Source organism: Agrobacterium sp. 719_389 (assembly GCF_900188475.1).
In the GTDB taxonomy this organism is placed as follows: domain Bacteria; phylum Pseudomonadota; class Alphaproteobacteria; order Rhizobiales; family Rhizobiaceae; genus Agrobacterium; species Agrobacterium radiobacter.
Genome location: NZ_FYEM01000011.1, coordinates 88,265 through 107,709, shown reverse-complemented (window position 1 = coordinate 107,709; position 19,445 = coordinate 88,265). Strand labels below are relative to the sequence as shown.

Annotated in this window: 18 protein-coding genes; 16 read left to right on the top strand and 2 right to left on the bottom strand. The window is 59.6% G+C overall.

Annotated elements, in window-relative coordinates; genetic code table 11:
• The first annotated feature begins 214 nt into the window (after nucleotides 1-214).
• The 7 genes from CFB10_RS19650 to CFB10_RS19620 all read left to right on the top strand — a co-directional run bounded on the left by CFB10_RS19650 (nucleotide 215) and on the right by CFB10_RS19620 (nucleotide 7,329).
• The gene (locus CFB10_RS19650) at nucleotides 215-1,021 is read left to right on the top strand and encodes a transporter substrate-binding domain-containing protein (protein ID WP_020009842.1); all 807 of its coding nucleotides are present in this window, start codon (nucleotides 215-217) and stop codon (nucleotides 1,019-1,021) included.
• 72 nt (nucleotides 1,022-1,093) lie between these two features.
• Entirely contained in the window at nucleotides 1,094-1,759 is a 666-nt protein-coding gene (locus CFB10_RS19645) for an amino acid ABC transporter permease (RefSeq protein ID WP_020009843.1), read from the top strand.
• Nucleotides 1,760-1,771: 12 nt separating this feature from the next.
• Nucleotides 1,772-2,425: an amino acid ABC transporter permease gene (locus tag CFB10_RS19640; protein ID WP_020009844.1), complete on the top strand. Its 654-nt coding sequence runs from the start codon at nucleotides 1,772-1,774 to the stop codon at nucleotides 2,423-2,425.
• Nucleotides 2,418-3,140: an amino acid ABC transporter ATP-binding protein gene (locus tag CFB10_RS19635; RefSeq protein WP_020009845.1), complete on the top strand. Its 723-nt coding sequence runs from the start codon at nucleotides 2,418-2,420 to the stop codon at nucleotides 3,138-3,140. The genes CFB10_RS19640 and CFB10_RS19635 overlap by 8 nt, the downstream gene beginning before the upstream one ends.
• Entirely contained in the window at nucleotides 3,140-4,381 is a 1,242-nt protein-coding gene (locus CFB10_RS19630; RefSeq protein ID WP_020009846.1) for an FAD-binding oxidoreductase, read from the top strand. Before CFB10_RS19635 ends, CFB10_RS19630 begins: the two co-directional genes overlap by 1 nt.
• A 112-nt stretch (nucleotides 4,382-4,493) precedes the next feature.
• A complete protein-coding gene (locus CFB10_RS19625; protein ID WP_020009847.1) occupies nucleotides 4,494-6,203 on the top strand; it encodes an aconitase X in 1,710 nt (569 codons plus the stop codon).
• 97 nt (nucleotides 6,204-6,300) lie between these two features.
• Nucleotides 6,301-7,329: a proline racemase family protein gene (locus CFB10_RS19620; RefSeq protein WP_020009848.1), complete on the top strand. Its 1,029-nt coding sequence runs from the start codon at nucleotides 6,301-6,303 to the stop codon at nucleotides 7,327-7,329.
• Nucleotides 7,330-7,577: 248 nt separating this feature from the next.
• Here CFB10_RS19620 and CFB10_RS19615 read toward each other — a convergent pair whose 3' ends face one another.
• Together CFB10_RS19615 and CFB10_RS19610 are read right to left on the bottom strand one after the other, a co-directional pair.
• Nucleotides 7,578-8,600 carry a LacI family DNA-binding transcriptional regulator gene (locus tag CFB10_RS19615; protein ID WP_020009849.1) on the bottom strand — a complete coding sequence of 341 codons (1,023 nt, stop codon included), beginning with the start codon at nucleotides 8,598-8,600 and terminating at the stop codon, nucleotides 7,578-7,580.
• Between the two features lie 157 nt (nucleotides 8,601-8,757).
• Entirely contained in the window at nucleotides 8,758-9,078 is a 321-nt protein-coding gene (locus CFB10_RS19610; RefSeq protein ID WP_003505663.1) for a hypothetical protein, read from the bottom strand.
• Between the two features lie 294 nt (nucleotides 9,079-9,372).
• Here CFB10_RS19610 and CFB10_RS19605 point away from each other — a divergent pair, with 294 nt between their 5' ends.
• The 9 genes from CFB10_RS19605 (at nucleotide 9,373) to CFB10_RS19565 (ending at nucleotide 19,399) form a co-directional block, all read left to right on the top strand.
• Nucleotides 9,373-10,176, top strand: a complete 804-nt coding sequence (locus CFB10_RS19605) for a transporter substrate-binding domain-containing protein (protein WP_020009851.1) — start codon at nucleotides 9,373-9,375, stop codon at nucleotides 10,174-10,176.
• 68 nt (nucleotides 10,177-10,244) lie between these two features.
• Nucleotides 10,245-10,949 carry an amino acid ABC transporter permease gene (locus tag CFB10_RS19600; protein ID WP_006700307.1) on the top strand — a complete coding sequence of 235 codons (705 nt, stop codon included), beginning with the start codon at nucleotides 10,245-10,247 and terminating at the stop codon, nucleotides 10,947-10,949.
• The gene (locus tag CFB10_RS19595) at nucleotides 10,946-11,605 is read left to right on the top strand and encodes an amino acid ABC transporter permease (protein ID WP_020009852.1); all 660 of its coding nucleotides are present in this window, start codon (nucleotides 10,946-10,948) and stop codon (nucleotides 11,603-11,605) included. The genes CFB10_RS19600 and CFB10_RS19595 overlap by 4 nt, the downstream gene beginning before the upstream one ends.
• Entirely contained in the window at nucleotides 11,586-12,317 is a 732-nt protein-coding gene (locus tag CFB10_RS19590) for an amino acid ABC transporter ATP-binding protein (protein WP_026363534.1), read from the top strand. Before CFB10_RS19595 ends, CFB10_RS19590 begins: the two co-directional genes overlap by 20 nt.
• A gap of 23 nt (nucleotides 12,318-12,340) precedes the next feature.
• Nucleotides 12,341-13,276, top strand: coding sequence for a 2-hydroxyacid dehydrogenase (locus CFB10_RS19585; protein ID WP_020009854.1), 936 nt, complete (start codon nucleotides 12,341-12,343; stop codon nucleotides 13,274-13,276).
• Between the two features lie 228 nt (nucleotides 13,277-13,504).
• A complete protein-coding gene (locus CFB10_RS19580; protein WP_034501048.1) occupies nucleotides 13,505-15,679 on the top strand; it encodes a bifunctional diguanylate cyclase/phosphodiesterase in 2,175 nt (724 codons plus the stop codon).
• 449 nt (nucleotides 15,680-16,128) lie between these two features.
• Nucleotides 16,129-17,211 (top strand): porin, encoded by a 1,083-nt coding sequence (locus CFB10_RS19575; RefSeq protein ID WP_020009856.1) that lies wholly within the window; start codon nucleotides 16,129-16,131, stop codon nucleotides 17,209-17,211.
• 326 nt (nucleotides 17,212-17,537) lie between these two features.
• Nucleotides 17,538-18,182, top strand: a complete 645-nt coding sequence (locus tag CFB10_RS19570) for a flavin reductase family protein (protein WP_020009857.1) — start codon at nucleotides 17,538-17,540, stop codon at nucleotides 18,180-18,182.
• Between the two features lie 293 nt (nucleotides 18,183-18,475).
• The gene (locus CFB10_RS19565; RefSeq protein WP_020009858.1) at nucleotides 18,476-19,399 is read left to right on the top strand and encodes a LysR family transcriptional regulator; all 924 of its coding nucleotides are present in this window, start codon (nucleotides 18,476-18,478) and stop codon (nucleotides 19,397-19,399) included.
• Nucleotides 19,400-19,445 lie beyond the last annotated feature (46 nt).

Below are 19,445 nucleotides of genomic sequence, written 5' to 3'. Positions count from 1 at the left end.
CAAGCACAGGAATGAGGGGCGTTGGGCCTTTCTGCATCGCTCCACATTTTCCTGCACCGTTTTCCATAAAGCTTGCCTGACAAAATCCCGATTGTTCGCACATGCAAAAAATTCTTTTTGTATACTCCTTGTATTTTTATGTTGATTTATCGCTCCCGTGGGGAAATAGTGACCGCGCCTTCAAGGGCAGACCAATTGTGGGAGCAAATAAAGAATGAAAAAATCGGTCATCGTCGCCGGCCTGCTGGCCGCCACTTTCGCTATTACTCCGGCCAAGGCCGACAAACTTGACGACATCATTTCGTCCGGCACGCTGCGTTGCGCTGTCGTGCTCGATTTCCCGCCCATGGGCGCGCGTGATGACGCCAACAATCCTGTTGGTTTCGATGTCGATTATTGCAACGATCTCGCCAAGGCGCTCGGCGTCACGGCTGAAATCGTCGAAACGCCTTTCCCCGAGCGTATTCCGGCCCTGATGTCCGGTCGCGTCGATGTCGGCGTTGCTTCCACCTCCGATACGCTGGAACGTGCCAAGACGGTCGGCATGACGGTGCCTTACTTCGCCTTCGAAATGGCCGTTACCGCCAACGACAAGTCCGGTATCAAGTCCTTTGAAGACATGAAGGGCAAGACCGTCGGTGCAACCGCCGGCACGTTCGAAGCCATCGCGCTTGAAAAATCGGTCAAGGAATGGGGCGTCGGCGAATTCCGTCCGTACCAGACGCAGGCCGATGTGTTCCTCGCGCTCAGCCAGGGCCAGATCGACGCCACCGTTTCCACCTCGACGGTTGCGCAGTCCAACGTCAAGGGCGGCAAGTTCGCCGGCATCTCCGTGGTCGGCAAGGCGCCTTACGACATCGACTATGTCGCGCTCTTCACCAACCGCGATGAATACGGCTTGATCAACTACCTGAACCTCTTCATCAACCAGCAGGTTCGCACTGGCCGTTACGCCGAACTCTACGAAAAATGGGTTGGCGGCGAAGTTCCCTCGCTCACCGTCAACGGCGTTTATCGCTGATCAGGACTTTTCGTAAACGGCGCGGTCAAGATGACCGCGCCGTTGATCGTTTCTGAAAAGGCGGGACACTTAATGTTCAACTATACATTCCACTGGAATCAGGCGCTGAAGGCTCTGCCGCAGCTTCTGGACGGTGCGGTGGTGACGCTGCAGATTGCCATTCTCTCGATGGTGATCGGTCTTGCCTTCGCCATCGTGCTGACGCTGTTCCGGCTTTCCGGTAACCGAATTCTAAGCGCACTCGCCTCCATCTGGGTGGAGGTTGCCCGCAACACGCCGGCGCTGTTCCAGATCTACATGGCCCATTTCGGGCTTGGCAATTTCGGCATTCACCTCAGCCCCTATACGGCGCTTCTGGTCGGCATCGCCTTTAACAATGCCGGTTATCTCGCGGAGAATTTCCGCGGCGCGCTGAAAGCCATCCCCGACACGCAGACACGCTCCGGCCGTTCGCTCGGCATGACCTCGATGCAGACCTTCCGGCTCATCATCATGCCGCAGATGCTGCGCGTCGCCTTCCTGCCCGCCACCAACCAGATGGTCTGGGCGATCCTGATGACCTCGCTCGGTGTCACTGTCGGCATGAATACGGACCTTGCCGGCGTCACGCAGGCACTCAATGCGCGCTCGTTCCGCACCTTCGAATTCTTCGCACTCGCCGCGGTCATCTATTACGTGATCGCCAAGATCGTCACGCTCGCCGCCCGATTGCTGGCTGCGCGTCTGTTCCGTTATTGAGAGAGGTGAGCCATGTTTGAAACCGCTCTCACCTGGAGTGATCTCGCCTTCCTGGCCAAGGGTGCCGGCATGACGCTTGCTGTCACCGCCGTCGCCGTCACGGCAGGCACCCTCATGGGGATCATCTTCGGCATCATCCGTTTCCAGTTCGGCCCCTATTGGTCGCTGCCGCTGACTTTCATTCTGGATATTTTCCGCTCCGTGCCGCTGCTCATCCAGCTGGTGCTCGGCAATGCCTTCCAGTCGATCGCCAAGCTCGGCTGGCCGCCATTCACCACCTCCTGCGTGGTGCTGTCGCTTTATACGGCGGCTTATTGCACCGAGATCGTGCGCGGCGGCATCGGTGCGGTGCCGTCGAATACGCGGCGCGCCTGCCGGTCGCTCGGCATGACCTGGTCGCAGGACATGCGTTATATCGTGCTGCCGCTTGCCACCCGCGTGTCGCTGCCCTCGTGGATCGGGCTCACGCTCGGCGTCATGAAGGATTCGGCGCTGGTGCTGTGGCTCGGCCTCATCGAGCTTCTGCGCGCCTCGCAGATACTCGTCACCCGCCTGCAGGAACCGCTGACCATCCTGATGATCTGCGGCGCCATCTACTTCCTTATCAGCTTCCCCATCGCCCGTTTCGGCGGGTATCTCGAAAGACGGTGGTCCCCCAATGATTGAGATCGAAAACGTCCGCAAATCCTTCGGCCCGCTGGAGGTTCTGAAAGGGATCAACCTGACCGTCAACAAGGGCGAGGTCGTCACCATCATCGGCGGCTCCGGTTCCGGCAAGTCGACGCTGCTCACCTGCATCAACGGCCTTGAGCCGATCGACAGCGGCAAGATCGTCATCGACGGCACCGAGGTGCACGCCAAATCGACTGACCTCAACAAGCTGCGCCGCAAGGTCGGCATCGTTTTCCAGCAATGGAACGCCTTTCCGCATCTGACGGTGCTGGAAAACGTCATGCTCGCGCCGCGCAAGGTGCTGGGTATTTCCAAGGAGAAGGCGGAGGAAATCGCCGTCAAGCAATTGACCCATGTGGGGCTTGCCGAAAAGCTGAAGGTCTATCCGAACCGCATGTCCGGCGGCCAGCAGCAGCGTATGGCGATTGCCCGCGCGCTTGCCATGTCGCCGGAATATATGCTGTTCGACGAAGTCACCTCCGCGCTCGACCCGATGCTGGTGGGCGAAGTGCTCGATACGCTGAAGATGCTGGCGGATGAGGGCATGACGATGATCTGCGTCACCCATGAAATGGCCTTCGCCCGCGATGTGTCGAACCGCGTCGCCTTCTTCCATCAGGGCGTGATGGCGGAAATCGGCACGCCGGATCAGCTTTTCGGCGCGCCGCAGCATGCCGAGACGCAGAAATTCCTGTCGAGCGTGCGGTAATGCCTGCAAACGATGTCATCGTCATTGGGGCCGGCGTCGTCGGCCTCTCGGCGGCAATCGCCGCTCAGGGCCGCGGCCTCTCGGTCACGGTCATAGACCGCGAGGGGCCGGCGGCGGGCGCGTCCGCCGGCAATGCCGGCGCCTTCGCCTTCACCGATATCCTGCCGCTGGCATCGCCCGGCATTCTCTGGAAAGCACCAAAATGGCTGCTTGATCCGCTTGGTCCGCTCAGCGTGCCGCCTTCCTATGCGCTGAAGATCGCGCCGTGGATGTTCCGGTTCTGGCGGGCCTGTGCGGCATCGAAGGTGGAACATTCCACCGCCGCCCAGACGGCGCTGATGGATCTGTCGAAGGCCGAGCTGGAGCCGTTCCTGAAAAAGACCGGGACAACAGCCATGCTGCGCAAGGAGGGTAACCTCCAGGTCTATGAAAGCGATGCGGAGTTCGAAAGTTCGCTTCCCGGCTGGAAGGCGCGCGAGCGGCACGGTATCGAATTCCGGCATCTCAATGCCGAACAGATGGCCGAGATACAGCCCGGCATCGCGCCGCGTTTCACCTGCGGCACGTTCACGCCCGGATGGTATTCCATTGCCGATCCCAAGCTTTATACGCTGGCGTTGGCCGAGCATTTTCGCAGCATCGGCGGGCGTATCGAACGCCTCGATATCGCCGCGCTCAGACCGCTTGAAGACGGTGTCGAGGTGGTGAGCCATGACGGGCGCACCCGCAAGGCGGGCAAGGTGGTGCTGGCGGCGGGCGCCTTTTCGCACCGCATCGCCCGTTCACTCGGGGAAAAAATTCCGCTGGAAACCGAACGGGGGTATAATACCACATTGCCGTCCGGGGCTTTCGATCTGCGCACGCAGGTGACATTCGGCGGCCACGGTTTCGTCGTCACGCGGCTTTCCTCCGGCATTCGCGTCGGCGGCGCGGTTGAGTTGGGCGGGCTTGAGCTTCCGGCCAATTTCGCCCGTTCCGAGGCGCTTCTGGCCAAGGCGAAAACCTTCCTGCCGGGCCTGAAAACCGAGGGCGGCAAGCAGTGGATGGGTTTCCGCCCGTCGCTGCCGGACAGCCTGCCGGCCATCGGCGAAACGCGGCACACGGCGCGGGTGGTTTATGCTTTCGGCCACGGGCATCTGGGGCTGACGCAATCGGCAGGCACAGCCCGCATCGTCGCCGATCTTCTGACGGGGCAAAAGCCCGCCATCGATACAGGGGCATTTTCGCCGCAACGTTTCTAGAGAATTTTGGCTTTTCTTCGAAACGCAAAAATTCTCTAGCTTTTTATGACGCATTTTCCAGACGTAAAACCGCTACGCACTTTTACTGGGAATGCTTTTGGGGAGATTTCCGATGTCTTCTGCCGTTTCGACAACAGCCGTTCCTGAAGCCCGCAGCATCCTGACCGGTGCGGCCGAGGGCCCCGTGATCGCCACGACGGAGGCGCTGAGCTTCTGGGGCGGTGTCGATCCCGCCACCGGCAGGGTGATCGATGTGCATCACCCGCTGCACGGCGCCTGTCTTACCGGCGGCGTGCTGTTCATGCCCACCAGCCGCGGCTCGTGCACGGGTTCCGGCGTGTTGCTCGATCTCATCCTCACCGGCCGCGCGCCGTCAGCGCTGGTTTTCTGTGAGGCGGAAGATGTTCTGACGCTCGGCGCACTTGTGGCGGCGGAAATGTTCGACAGGGCGCTGCCGGTCATCCGCCTCGACGCCGAAAATTTCACCCGCTTTTCCCGGGCCGCCCATGTCCGCATCGATGGAAACAGCATCGAGGCCGATGGCCTGTCGCTTGCCGTCGCGCCGCCGGCAATTGCTCATCTCGACCTTGAGGATGCGGACCGGGCGATGCTCGAGGGTCGCGACGGCATTGCCGTGCGCCAGGCCATGCGCATCATCGTCGCCATGGCGGCCCAGCAGGGGGCGTCTGCGCTTATCGATATCACGCAGGGTCACATCGACGGCTGTATCTATGCCAGCCCCGCCAACCTCACCTTCGCGGAAAAGATGGCTGACATGGGCGGCAGGGTGCGGGTGCCGACGACCATGAACGCCATTTCGGTGGACAAGGCGCATTGGCGGGCGCAGGGCGTGCCTGATGATTTCGGCGATCCGGCCGCGAGACTGGCGGATACCTATGTGCGCATGGGCTGTCGGCCCACTTTCACCTGTTCGCCTTACCTGCTCGACAGCGCGCCGAGTGCCGGCGAATCGATCGCCTGGGCTGAATCGAACGCGGTGATCTTCGCCAATACGGTGCTCGGCGCGCGCACTGCCAAACATCCTGATTTTCTCGATCTCTGCATTGCGCTGACGGGCAGGGCGCCATTATCAGGCGTGTATCTCGAAGAGAACCGTCGTCCGCAGCGCATTGTCGATGTGGTTTTGCCTGAGGGCATCAACGACGCCTTCTGGCCGCTCGTCGGTTATCTCTCCGGCAAGGCTGCGCCCGATTGCATCCCGCTTTTGCGCGGCCTCGGTCCCGCGAAACCGTCGCGGGATGATTTGAAGGCGCTCTGCGCTGCTTTCGGCACCACCTCCGCAGCACCCATGCTGCATATCGAGGGCGTAACGCCGGAAGCCGGGCTTGCGCCTCTTGAGACAGCCGATACCGTCACCATCTCGCTTGCCGATATGGCCGCGGGCTGGTCGCTTCTCAACGAAGGGCCGGAAGAGGTGCAGCTTGTCGCCATCGGCAGTCCGCATGCCTCGCTGGAGGAGTGCCGCGCGCTTGCGGCTGAATTTGCCGGGCGCAGGCGTCATGCGGATGTCGCCGTCATCGTCACTGCCGGTCAGCAGGTCATCGATGCAGCCGGGCAGGACGGCACGCTGCAAAGCCTGCATGGCAGCGGCGTGCAGGTGCTGCCTGATCTCTGCTGGTGCTCGATTTCCGAGCCGGTCTTTCCCACGAAGACCCGCGCCTTGATGACCAATTCCGGCAAATACGCCCATTACGGCCCCGGCCTCAGCGGCCGCGCGGTGCGCTTCGGCAGCCTTGCCGATTGCGTTGAAAGCGCGCTGACCGGCCGAGTTGCTTCCCGTCTTCCCGCCTGGCTTTCCTAGAGCGCGTTCAGACGCGCTCTCGATCTTTCGTTTTCCGCATTTTCCGGACGTAAAACCGCTACGCACTTTTGCTGGAAATGCTCTTGAGGAGAATTCAATGCGCAGTATCAAGACCGTTCATGTCATTTCCGCCCACGCGGAAGGCGAGGTGGGGGATGTGATCGTTGGCGGCGTCAGGCCGCCACCGGGTGAAACGATCTGGGAACAGAGCCGATTCATCGCCCGCGATGAGACCCTGCGCAATTTCGTGTTGAATGAGCCGCGCGGCGGCGTGTTCCGCCACGTCAACCTGCTGGTGCCGCCGAAACATCCTGACGCGGATGCCGCCTTCATCATCATGGAGCCGGAAGACACGCCGCCCATGTCCGGCTCCAACTCCATCTGCGTCTCCACCGTGCTGCTGGATGGCGGCATCGTGCCGATGCAGGAACCGGAAACCCATATGCTTCTGGAAGCCCCGGGCGGGCTGGTGAAGGTGCGCGCTGAATGCCGCAACGGCAAGGCCGAGCGCATTTTCGTGCAGAACCTGCCGAGCTTTGCCGCGAAACTCGATGCCGAACTCGAGGTCGAAGGTCTGGGTAAGCTCAAGGTGGATACTGCTTATGGCGGCGACAGTTTCGTCATCGTTGATGCCGAGGCGATGGGCTTCAGTCTGAAGCCGGAAGAGGCGCATGAGATTGCCCGCCTCGGCGTGCGCATCACCAATGCCGCCAACAAGGCTTTGGGCTTCGACCATCCCGAAAACCCGGACTGGCGGCATTTTTCCTTCTGCCTGTTCGCGGGCAAGGTGGAGCGCACGGCCGAAGGCCTGCGGGCTGGTGCTGCCGTCGCCATCCAGCCAGGCAAGGTGGATCGCTCGCCGACCGGCACCGCGCTTTCGGCCCGCATGGCGGTGCTGCATGCGCGCGGCGAGATGAAGGAAGGCGAAACGCTGACGGCGGTATCGCTGATCGGTTCCACATTCACCGGCCGTATTCTCGGAACGACAACGGTCGGCGACCGTCCGGCAATCCTGCCGGAAATTTCCGGCCGCGGCTGGATCACCGGCATCCACCAGCACATGCTTGATCCCTCTGATCCTTGGCCGGAAGGGTATCGGCTGACGGATACCTGGGGTGCGCGGTAGCGGAACTCGCTCCTTGCGCGTGGGGCGTGGGTCCTCGGGTCAAGCCCGAAGATGACGTCGAGAATGGGTGAGGATGGCGCCACTTGTTTCTTCTCCCCGTCGGGGAGAAGGTGGCCCGAAGGGTCGGATGAGGGGGGGGTATGCTCACTGCATATCGCCGGCCTTGCCCCCTCATCCCGCTGCCGCGGACTTCTCCCCCTTGGGGAAAAGAAACAAGTGGCCGCCGCTCGTTCCCCCTGGTTAGAGTCTCACCTACTCAGCCGCTTTGTCGTCTCCCGCACGATCAGCTCGAAGCCGACATCCACCCTTGCACCCTCGGGAACAATGGCATCCTTCTCCGCCTCCAGTATCGACAGCAGCAATTCGCCCGCCTTGCGGCCGATCATCTGGGCGTCGACGCGGATCGTTGAAATCGCCGGGTAACATTGCCGGCCGATATCGAAGTCGCCGAAGCCGAGGATGGAAATGCGGTCAGGGACACTGATTCCCCTCCTATGACATTCCATCAGCGCGCCGACGGCGGAGATGTCGGAAACGGCGAAGATGGCCTCGACATCCGGTTCCTTCGCCAGCAGCGAGCCAAGCGTTTTTGCTCCGTGGTCGTAAGAGACCGGCGCGCTGCCTTCGCGGATGATGAGGTCGTCAGCAATGCCGGCTTCGCGAAGCGCCGCACCGAAACCGAGAAGGCGGGTTTCGCCGCGCCAGTCCTTCACATCGCCATCGGCCCGTGAGCCAAGTGCACCGATTCTTTTAAACCCGAGCGATATCAGGTGTTTGGCGGCAGTTCTTCCCACCTCGTAGTTGGAAAACCCGACCGCATGGTCGATCGGGTGTTCGGGAACGTCCCAGATTTCCACGATCGGGATGCCGGCGCGCATCAAAACTTCGCTCGCCATCTTGGTATGCACCGTGCCGGCAACGACAATGGCGTCGGGGCGGCGCTCCATCATGGTGCGGATGACGCGCTCCTCTTCCTGCAGATCATACATCGTATAACCGATCAGCAATTGGTAGTCGGCCGCCCGCAGCGCCTTGGCGAGACCCTGCGCGCTGTCGGCGAAGTTGGAGTTGGTGAGCGTCGGCAGTATGGCGGTGATGAAATTGGTGCGGCGGGATGAGAGCGATCCGGCGATTCTATCCGGCACATAGCCGAGCTTCTCGATCGCCTTCATCACCTTCTGGCGCGTGTCTTCAGACACCAGCGCCGGATCGGCCAGCACCCGCGAGACGGTCATCTTGGAGACGCCCGCAAGTTTCGAGACGTCGCTCATGGTTGCTTTTTTTGACGTGACTAACGCTGCGGCCAAGGGCGTGCGCTCCATCAAAGCATGTCTCCCTAAATTCGAACCGGTTCAGGACAAGACATACACGAAGATATCAGGGGAAAGCACGCCGCATGATTGCAGATCGGTGCGGCGTGCACCGGATTTATGCGACGCGGCTGTAGACCAGATGGTAAAAACGTCCGTCGCACATGCTCATCATCTCATCCGTCAGCACACGGCCCTCCAGCCGGACCGGCGAAACCAGTGCTTCCTCCACCGCCTCCATCGACGGATAGTCGATTTCCTGCACCATGATGATCGAGGCCGCGTCCGGATCGGTACGCTCGGTGCGCATCACCCGCACGGCCTGCGCATTCGGCATGCGCTTCCAGACCGGCAGAAGTTTCTCCTCGACGATGCGGAAAAACTCCTCCTCCCGACCGGGGTGAATCCTGCCTTCGAAAATTGCCGAGCGTGTGTACATGTTTCCTCCCGAATGAATGCCGACCGAAACAGTTCTGTAGATCGGACTTGCAATGATACCGATAACATGCATTATTGGTCCTGCCAAGAACGTGAAACGGTGTCGAGCAGAGGAAAATCGATAACCAGCCGAAATTGTTGAATTTCATAGGGAATTCATCTGGTTTTGTGCTTTCGCGGTTTCTTGGGAGGAGTTTTTAGTCAATCGCGTTAAAATGTTATCGAGAACATTTTCCGGTTTGCGCAAGGCCGCTGTCCCACTTCGGGCAGCCACTATAGGGTTGGAGGAAAAACCATGAGCATATCCAGATTTCTGAAAAACATGACCGTCGCAGTCGGTGTTGCCGCAGCAACGCTAGCCGCCACCACCTCGGCCCATGCCGTCTCGCTCAGCGAGATCACCGCGCGCGGCAAGGTCAAGATCGGTGTTCTCACCGGCGCGCCGCCGATGGGCATGGTGGACGAGAAGGGCAACCCTTCCGGTTATGACGTTGATGTCGCCAATCTGATCGGCTCTTACCTGTCGCTGCCGGTTGAACTCGTACCGCTGACGCCGCCGGCGCGTATTCCGGCGCTCCAGACCGGCAAGGTCGATTTCCTCGTTGCGACGCTCGCCCCGACCGGCGAACGCGCCAAGACCGTCATGTTCACGCAGCCCTACAGCGCCTTCAACATGGACATCATCTCGGGCAAGGACCAGAAGTTCGAAAATCTGGAGAGCCTGAAAGGCAAGCGCGTTTCGGTCAATCGCGGTTCCTCGCAGGAAACCGCGCTGCGCAAGGCCAATGTCGAGGGTCTTGAAATCGTCGTTTATGAGGACGATTCCACCAGCGCCCAGGCTTTGCTTGCCGGTCAGGTAGATGCCGTGGCCCTGCCGTCCACGGTCGGCGAGGCGATCATCAAGCAGCGTCCGGAAGCCGGTCTGCAGGTGGGTTTCACCTTCTTCCAGCAGGGCAATTCCATGGCGACGAAGATTGAGGATTTCGAGCTGCGTCAGTGGCTGAACACCTCCATCTACCTCATGAAGATGTCGGGCGATCTCGACCGTATCTCGGTGAAGTGGACCGGCCGTCCGCTGCCGCAATTGCCAAGCTTCTGATTGAGCCTTTCAACGCGTCCGCCGGAGAAAAATTTCCGGCGGACCGGGAAATGTCAACGGAGTGACGCATGTCCTATACATTTCAATTCGGCGCGCTCGCCCAGTATCAGAATGAGATTCTGAACGGCATATGGCTGACGATCAAGCTGTCGGTCCTCTCCATCGTGCTCGGCTGCGCTTTCGGCATTCTTTTGGCCTCGCTGCGCTCCATCAATGGCGGCATTGTCCGCATCATCGTGGACGCCTATGTGGAGGTGATCCGCAACACGCCGTTTCTCGTGCAGCTTTTCATCGTCTATTTCGGCCTGCCGGGTCTCGGCTTTCGCGTCGGGGCGGATACGGCGGCGCTGATCGGCATGACGATCAATCTTGCCGCCTATTCGACGGAAATCATCCGCGCCGGCATCGAGGCGGTGCACAAGTCGCAGATCGAGGCGGGCGAGGCTCTTGGCTTCACAAAATACCAGATCTACCGTCACGTCATCATCGTGCCTGCCATCGCCAAGGTCTATCCCTCGCTTTGCAGCCAGTTCGTGCTGATGATGCTGGCGTCGAGCATATGCTCGGCCATCTCCACCCATGAGCTTGCGGCCGCCGCAGCCTTTGTGGAATCGCAGACCTATCGCTCCTTCGAGGTCTATATCGTCGTCACGCTCATCTATCTTGCGCTGGCGCTCAGCCTGCGGCTCATCCTTGCCCTTGTCGGCATGTGGCTGTTCGGCCGCCGCGTGGCCCGCAAGACGATGACCGCCTTGCCGGAGGTGCAGTCATGACTCTTCGAACTTTCGGCTGGAACGAGTTCGGCTTCCTTTTGACCGCGCTGCAATGGACCGTGCTTCTGACGATCATTGCGCTCATCGGCGGCGGCCTTGTCGGTTTCTTCGTGGCGCTGGCCCGCACCTCGAATTTCAAGGCGCTGCGCATTGCCGCCGGCACCTATATTCAGGTCATTCAGGGTATTCCGGTACTGATGATCCTGTTCCTGTCCTATTACGGCCTCAGCCTTGCCGGACTGGAACTGCCGCCATTGATCGCCGCCGGCGCATCGATGACGATCTATACGTCAGGTTATCTCGCGGAAATCTGGCGCGGCTGCATCCAGGCGGTGCCGAAGCAGCAGTGGGAAGCATCGGAATCGCTGGCGCTTACCCGCGCCCAGCAATATCGCTACGTCATCCTGCCGCAGGCGATCCGCATTTCCCTGCCGCCGACCGTCGGTTTTGCCGTTCAGGTCGTCAAGAACACGTCCATCGCATCGATCATCGGTTTCGTCGAACTGGCGAGAGCGGGGCAGCTCATCAACAATGCCACGTTCCAGCCGTTCCGCGTCTTCGTCGCGGTGGCCGTGCTTTATTTCATCGTCTGCTACCCGTTGTCCCAGCTGTCGCGTTGGCTGGAAAGGAGGCTTCATGCCGGAAGTAATCGTTGAAAACGTTCACAAGAGCTTTGGCGCTCTGGAAGTCCTGAAAGGCGTGTCGCTTTCGGTCGGCCGCGGTGAAGTCTTCGCCCTCATCGGCCGCTCCGGCTCGGGCAAGAGCACGCTGCTGCGCTGCATGAACGGGCTGGAGAAGATCAATTCCGGTCGTATTGAAATTGCAGGTCACGCCATCGGGGAAGATGCCAAGGCGCTGCGCAAGCTGCGCACCGATGTCGGCATCGTCTTCCAGAGCTACAATCTCTTCCCGCATCTGACCGTCGGCGAAAACATCATGCTCGCGCCGCGCATCGTCAAGGATGTGGCGAAATCGGAAACGAAGGAGATTGCCCGCGAGGTCCTGCAACTCGTCGGCCTGTCGGAGAAATTCGATTCCTATCCCGACCAGCTTTCCGGCGGCCAGCAGCAGCGCGTGGCAATCGCCCGCTCGCTCGCCATGCGGCCGAAGGTGATGCTGTTCGACGAGGTGACCTCGGCGCTCGACCCTGAGCTGACCGAGGAAGTGCTGACCGTGATGGAAAATCTCGCCAAAGACGGCATGACCATGATCCTCGTCACCCATGAAATGGCCTTTGCGCGCCGCGTGGCGACCGAGACCATCTTCATGCACAAGGGCAAGATCTGGGAGCAGGGCCGTTCGTCCGAACTCTTCGCCAACCCGCAAACGCCGGAACTCCGGCAATTCGTCAAGGCCGATGTGAAGTAGTTCACCGGCGCAAAGGAAACTCCATGACCACTGAAATCGTGCAACTGTGCCCGCTCATCCCGGCACTGGAAGGCGAACTCGCCGAGCGCTTCACCGTGCATCGCCTGTTCGAAGCCGCAGACAAGGCGGCGTTCCTTGCTGAAAAGGGCGGCGCGATCCGCGGCGTCGTCACCGGCGGCCATATCGGCCTGCCGGCGGATATTGGTGCGGCGCTTCCCAATCTTGAAATCGTCGCCATCAACGGCGTCGGTTTCGACAAGGTCGATCTGACTGACGCGAAACGGCGCGGCTTCCGCGTCTCCAATACGCCCGATGTGCTGACGGCCGATGTCGCCGACCTCGCGCTTGGCCTCGTTCTGGCGCAGGCGCGCAAGCTGCCGCAGGCGGATCAACATGTGCGCACCGGCCAATGGCTGAAGGGCGATATGGGACTTTCCACCCGTGTGGCCGGCCGCCGTTACGGCATTTTTGGCCTTGGCCGCATTGGCCAGGCGATAGCAAAGCGGCTCGAGGGTTTTGATGCGCGCATTTCCTACACCGCGAGAAGCCGTCGCGATGTCGCCTATGATTATCATGACAGCATCGAAGCGCTGGCTGCCAATTGCGACGTGCTGATCATCGCCGCCGCCGCCACCGCCGAAACGCGCCATATCGTCAATGCGGATGTGCTGAAGGCGCTTGGACCGCAGGGTGTGCTCGTCAATGTGGCGCGCGGTTCGCTCGTGGATGAGACGGCGCTGGTCGAAGCGCTTTCGAACGGCGCGATCGGTGGCGCGGCGCTGGATGTCTTTGAGGATGAGCCGCGGGTGCCGGAAGCGCTTTTCGCGTTTGACAACGTCACGCTCGCCCCGCACGTCGGCAGCGGCACGCACCAGACACGACGCGCCATGGCCGATCTTGTTCTCGCCAATCTCGATGCGCATTTTGCCGGCAAAGAGCTGCCGACGCCGGTGGTGTGACGGACAACGAATTGCCCCTTTTGGTCTGACGGCGCGGCTTCTGCTGCGCCGTTCCTATTCAGGCAGGCGGGACGTTATGGAGCCAGTTGCAAAAGGCAGGTTTCCCGGCAATCTCTTTTCGCCGTTCATATTTATATAATACGTATAATCCTACTATTCTGCTTCCTTACAAAGTAATGAGGCGGAGAGGTGCGTTCCAAAGGCCCGAAGACAGCCGAGCAGAACCGGATGCCGCGAAAAAAGCGCGGCGTCACGCCATCTGCCACTACTGCCATGAGCGAGAATGCCAATCCTTCCGACCGGCACGCGCTTCTGGAAGCGATGATCGACCACGTACCGGATTTTATCTATGCCAAGGATCTGGAAGGACGCTTCCTTTTCGCCAATCGCGCCATCGTCACCGAAAACGGCTTTGATACGGTCGAGCAACTGATCGGGCTCACCGATTACGATATTAACGGTGAAGCAGCGCGGCGTGCCGGCATTCCCGATACCGAGGCGCGGGTGATGCGCACCGGCGAACCGGATCTCGGTTACGAGGAACGCGCCATGCGCGGCGATATCGACCGCTGGCTCATGATGTCGCGCGTGCCGCTGAAGGACAAGGCTGGCAACATCATCGGCGTGGTCGGCGCCTCGCGGGATATAACCCAGAAAAAGGCTTCGGAGAGACTGCTTCAGGCGCAGGCGCATATTCTGGAAATGATCGTCGCCGCCGCGCGTATCGAAGATTTTCTCGAGGAGTTCGTCAAAGCTATCGAAAATCTCGCAACCGGACTGGCCTGCGCCGTGCGGGTGTTTGATGCGGCGGATGGGGAGCCCTCCGTTTATGCCTCGCCCGCACTTGCGCAGGAGGAGGGGCTGGCCGCACTTGTTTCCAGTGTCAGTGAGCCTGACAGCCTCACCCATCCGGCAGCACACATCGCCTTCAGTTTCGATATTCCGGCCAGCGAAGGCAAGGCGCATGGTTTCGTCTGGTGCATGCTGGCCAGCCGCGAGCCGGACGCGGCGCTGGTGGAGTTTATCGGCGCCGCGGCGCGCATGGCGGGCCTGGCGATCGACCGCAAAAGGGCGGCGGAGCATATCGCCTTTCTGGCTGATCACGACATGCTGACCCGGCTGCCGAACCGCCGTTTCCTCGATACGAGACTGCCTGAAATTTTGGCGGCGGCGGCAAAGACGAACCGAATGGTCGGCATCGGTTTTCTCGATCTCGACAATTTCAAGCAGATCAACGATACGCTCGGCCACAGCATCGGCGATATGCTTTTGTCGAAAACCGCCGAGCGCATTGCGAAAAGCCTCCGGAAAAACGATCTCGTTCTCCGGGTGGGCGGGGATGAGTTCATCATCATTCTTGAAGAGGGCAGGAATGATGTGGAAGCCCGGCTGCAGCACATTCGTGCCGCAGTCTCGCAGCCATTGCGCATTGGTAATTACGATATCAAGGTCACATGCAGCATCGGCATGGCGTTTTTCCCGGAGCATGGGGAAACCACGGCGGAAATCGTCGCGGCGGCCGATCTTGCCATGTACGAAGCCAAACATAACGGGCGCGACAGCATTGCCACCTTCACCCCCAATATGGCGGATGATCTGAGGAAGAAGTTCACCCGCATCGAGGAATTGCGCAAAGCCGTGAAGAGGGACGAGTTCGTGCTGCACTTCCAGCCGCAGGTCGATCTTGTCAGTGGCGCAATCAGCGGCGTGGAGGCGCTGGTGCGCTGGCAGCACCCCACGGAAGGTTTGCTTGGCCCTGCGGAATTCATCGGGCTTGCGGAAGAAACCGGGCTGATCGTGGAACTCGGAGAAAGCATTCTCAGGAAGGCCTGTCGTCAGGCGCAGGCATGGGCGGCCGCCGGCCTCTTGCCCGTCAAGATGGCGGTCAATATCTCGCCGCGGCAGTTTCAGGGCGGGCTGGTGCAGCAGATCAGGTCGGTGCTGAAGGAAACCGGCCTTGCGCCATCGCTCCTGGAAATCGAAATCACCGAGACGCTTATCATTCAGGATGTCGAAACATCGGTCCGGATCATGCGGGCCATCAAACAGATGGGCGTAAGCCTGGCGTTGGATGATTTCGGGATCGGTTATTCCTGTCTTGGCATGCTGAAGACCTTTCCGCTGTCCTGCATGAAGATAGACCGCTCGTTTCTCACCCACCTGCCGGAAAAGACCAAGGACAGCGCCATCGTCTCGATCATGATCCAGCTTGCCGGGTCTCTGGGCATTGATGTCATTGCCGAAGGTGTGGAAGCCGGCGAACAGGCGACATTTCTGCGTGAGGCCGGTTGCCCCTATGGCCAGGGTTATTATTTCAGCCGGCCGGTGCCCGCCGGGTTGATCGAAGACATGCTGGCGAAGAAGACGATATTCCCCACCGGCTTGCCCGAAGTCAGCAAATAGGCTGGCCCGGCGGCGACTATTTCAGATCGGCCAGACACGGCTTTCCGGGCGGGCAGACGCCTTGCCGCCTTCGTCGCCTCCTGTTCCCCAACGAAACCACTTCGCTTCCTCATGCCCGCGCGTGCTGTCACCTCCCGATCCCGGGCGTGACGGGCATTCATTGTTTTACTGCTTTATATTTTAGAAATTTATGACGGTATTTATAAGTAATAAATTTGATTTATGCGAAATAATATTCAGATATATTATAATTTAAACTGTTAATTTGTTGTAATTTTACTACGTAATTGAATTGCGTACTTTATCTGTATTTGCATTCTGTCGATTTGAATTGCGAGTCTGCGGCAATATCTGTCATTTGCTGAGTCAGCGCAGGGAAGCGGGCGGCAGGGAAAGACCAGCCCTCAAATTTGCGCATTTGTTGAAAAATTTTTGACTGGAGATTACAAATGAACATCAAGAGCCTTCTGATCGGCTCCGCTGCCGCTCTCGCAGCGGTATCCGGCGCACAGGCCGCTGACGCTATCGTCGCTGCCGAGCCCGAGCCTATGGAATATGTTCGCGTTTGCGACGCTTTCGGCACCGGCTTCTTCTACATCCCCGGCACCGAAACCTGCCTGAAGTTCGACGGTTACGTCCGTTTCCAGACCGACTTCGGTCGCAACCAGTCCGGCACGTCCGACTGGGATTCGATGACCCGCGCCCAGTTCAACATTGACACCCGCACCGACACCGACCTCGGCGCTCTGCGTGGCTACATTGGTTTCCGCGCCCAGGCTGACAACGATACCGACAAGGGTGCTATCCTTGATCAAGCCTTCATCGAACTCAGCGGCCTGAAGGTCGGTTACTACTACAACTGGTGGGATGACGGTCTCTCCGGCGAATATGACCAGCTCAGCTCCAACCGCACCCGTCTGAACGCCATCCGTTACACCTACGACGCTGGTTCCTTCTATGTTGGTGCTGCTGTCGAAGAGCTTGAAGGTTCGCGTAAGGGCGATTCAGAACTCGGCATCACAAAGGGCGGCGCGTTCAAAACCGGGACGAACAAAGCCGGGACGAACGATGTCGGCATCAGCGCCATCATCGGCGCCAAGTTCGGCGGCGTTAAGGCCAACCTGCTCGGCGGTTACGATACGAACCAGGAAAACGGTGCAATCCGTGCAATCATCACGGCTGACATCGGTCCGGGCACGCTTGGCATCTCGGGTGCATGGGCTTCCGGCGCCAACTACTACTACGAAGAGTCCGAGTGGACGGTTGCTGCTGAATACGCCATCAAGGCAACTGACAAGCTGACCATCACCCCCGGCTTCCAGTATTTCGGCACAATCGACATCGGCGCTAACAACGACTTCGTTGGCAGCCGCGATGCATGGCGCGCTGGTGTAGCTGCTGGCTACAAGATCACCTCGGGCCTTTCCACGCTGGTTTCGGTTACCTATCAGGACGTCGACGGTCGTGAACGCATCGACAGCGGCGCTGGCGACAAGTGGACCGGTTTCGTTCGTCTGCAGCGTTCGTTCTAATAGAACGTATAAGCAAAAAGCATAGCAGGGTTAGATAACTCAGATCCACCCCGTCTCCGGACGGGTGAGTGACTAGCTCCAGTCAAAGTTCCTGACATGATGTCAGGTTTGCTCCCCGGACCCTCCAGGCCGGGGAGTTTTTGCGCTGGTAGTTGATGCGTAGACGGTGGACCCGTCCAGGGAGTTGGAGAATGACTATGGGCTCGCTGCTCGGTTCCTGGCTCCCCAAAACCTGACAGCAAAAATGGGCTATCTCGCGATGAGCGTGATTGAGAAATTGTCTGCAATATGAAATATTATTGTATACAATATTGTCAGGTGCTCCGATGGAATTCGATTTTACCTCGCTTGAACCGCAGAGCCGTTATCGTTTGCTGACCAATTTTATCGGCCCGCGGCCGATAGCGCTTGTCACGACGCGTTCGGCCGCTGGCCACAACAATGCCGCGCCGATGAGCTTCTTCAACGTTTTCTCCCACGATCCGCCGATCGTTGTCCTCGGTATCCAGCCGCGTGAGACGGGCGAGGAGAAGGATACGATGGCCAATATTCGCCGCACGGGTGAATTTGTCATCAACATGGTCGATATGGCGTTGTCCGAGCAAATGCTTGTCTGCGGCCTCGGCTTCGACAGCGAGGTTGATGAACTTTCCATTGCCGGACTGACGTCCACACCCTGCAGCAAGATCGATGCGAGCTTTGCGGCGGAGTCGCCCTGCGCTTTCGAGTGCCGTGTGGAACGTTTGATCGATTATCCGCGCCGTACCCTGGTATTGGGCGAAGTCGTGCACATGCATGTCCACAAGGATTGCCTCGATGCGGAGGGGCGTTATGTCGATCCGGACCGATATCAGCCGATCGCGCGCCTCCACGCCGATAATTACATCAGCTCGGATCGCCAGTTCGTTCTCAAGGCGCCCGCGATCACCGACTTTATCAAGCGGACGGCAAGTGAAGATTTTGGCGGCTGAGGCGTCGAACGATGTCGTTTGCATCCTGTTGGAAACTCACACGACTGAGAGGGCAGGGTGCGGCCACCGTCGTCCGGGAGACGGTTCCCATCGTCGAGTCCAGCTCGCTGGATGGCGGACCGCAGGTCAAAGCAGACTGACGCTATGACCGTCCCCGCTTGAGGGAATTCAGTCTTGCCGTTTGCGCACAGTTTGCAGGAAAATACCCGCATCCATTTGCGGGCTTCCCCGCCGCGCTCTAGTGTTCTTCCGCTCGCACCATCGGCATGGTCGCGAGTCAGGCGGGAGGACGCATGATCGACAAGCTGGAATTTTTCATTGCATTGGCGCGCGCAGAGCATTTCGGCCGCGCGGCGGAAGAGTGCGGTGTTTCCCAACCCAGTCTTTCGGCCGCGATCCGGCAGCTGGAGGACCAGCTGGGTGTGGTTCTGGTGGTGCGCGCGGCGCGTTTTCAGGGGCTGACACCGGAGGGCCAGCGTGTCCTTGAATGGGCGCGCCGCATCGTTGGCGATACGCGCACCATGCGTGAGGAAATGCGCGCAGCCCGCAAGGGTCTGGCCGGCCACATCCGGCTTGCCGTCATTCCGACGGCGCTTGCGATGGTGCCGCGATTGACGGAGTCCTTCCAGGCGCGTCATCCTGATGTGACCTTTTCAGTCACGTCGCGTACCTCCCTTCAGGTGTTGAGCCAGATCGAAAACCTCGAGATCGATGCGGGAATCAGCTATCTCGACAACGAACCACTTGGCCGAGTGACCACGGTGCCGCTTTATTCGGAGCGATATCACCTCATCACGGCAGGCGGAACGCCGCTCGCCGATCAGGAATGCGTTACCTGGAAGCAGGTTTCCGGTCTTAGGCTATGCCTATTGACTTCGGATATGCAGAACCGCCGCATCATCAACAAACATATGGCCGAGGCAGGCGTAGAGGCAAAGCCGACGCTCGAATCCAACTCCATGATCGTGCTGTTTTCTCATATACGAACCGGACAATGGGCTTCAATAATGCCGCGTAACCTTGCGGAATCATTTGGTTTCCCGAAACAGATAAAAATCATTCCGATCACCGAACCGGACGCGGAGCATCTCGTGGGGCTGATTGCTACACACCGCGAACCACACACGCCGCTTGTTTCCGCGCTGCTTCACGAGGCCCGTCAGCGGGCCGCGGAAAAGGCGTTTGATAGGAATTTCCTATCAACTGACGGAAACTGATTATTGACCTGATCCTGCCGATCTCGACATTCTTCCAAACGATGCA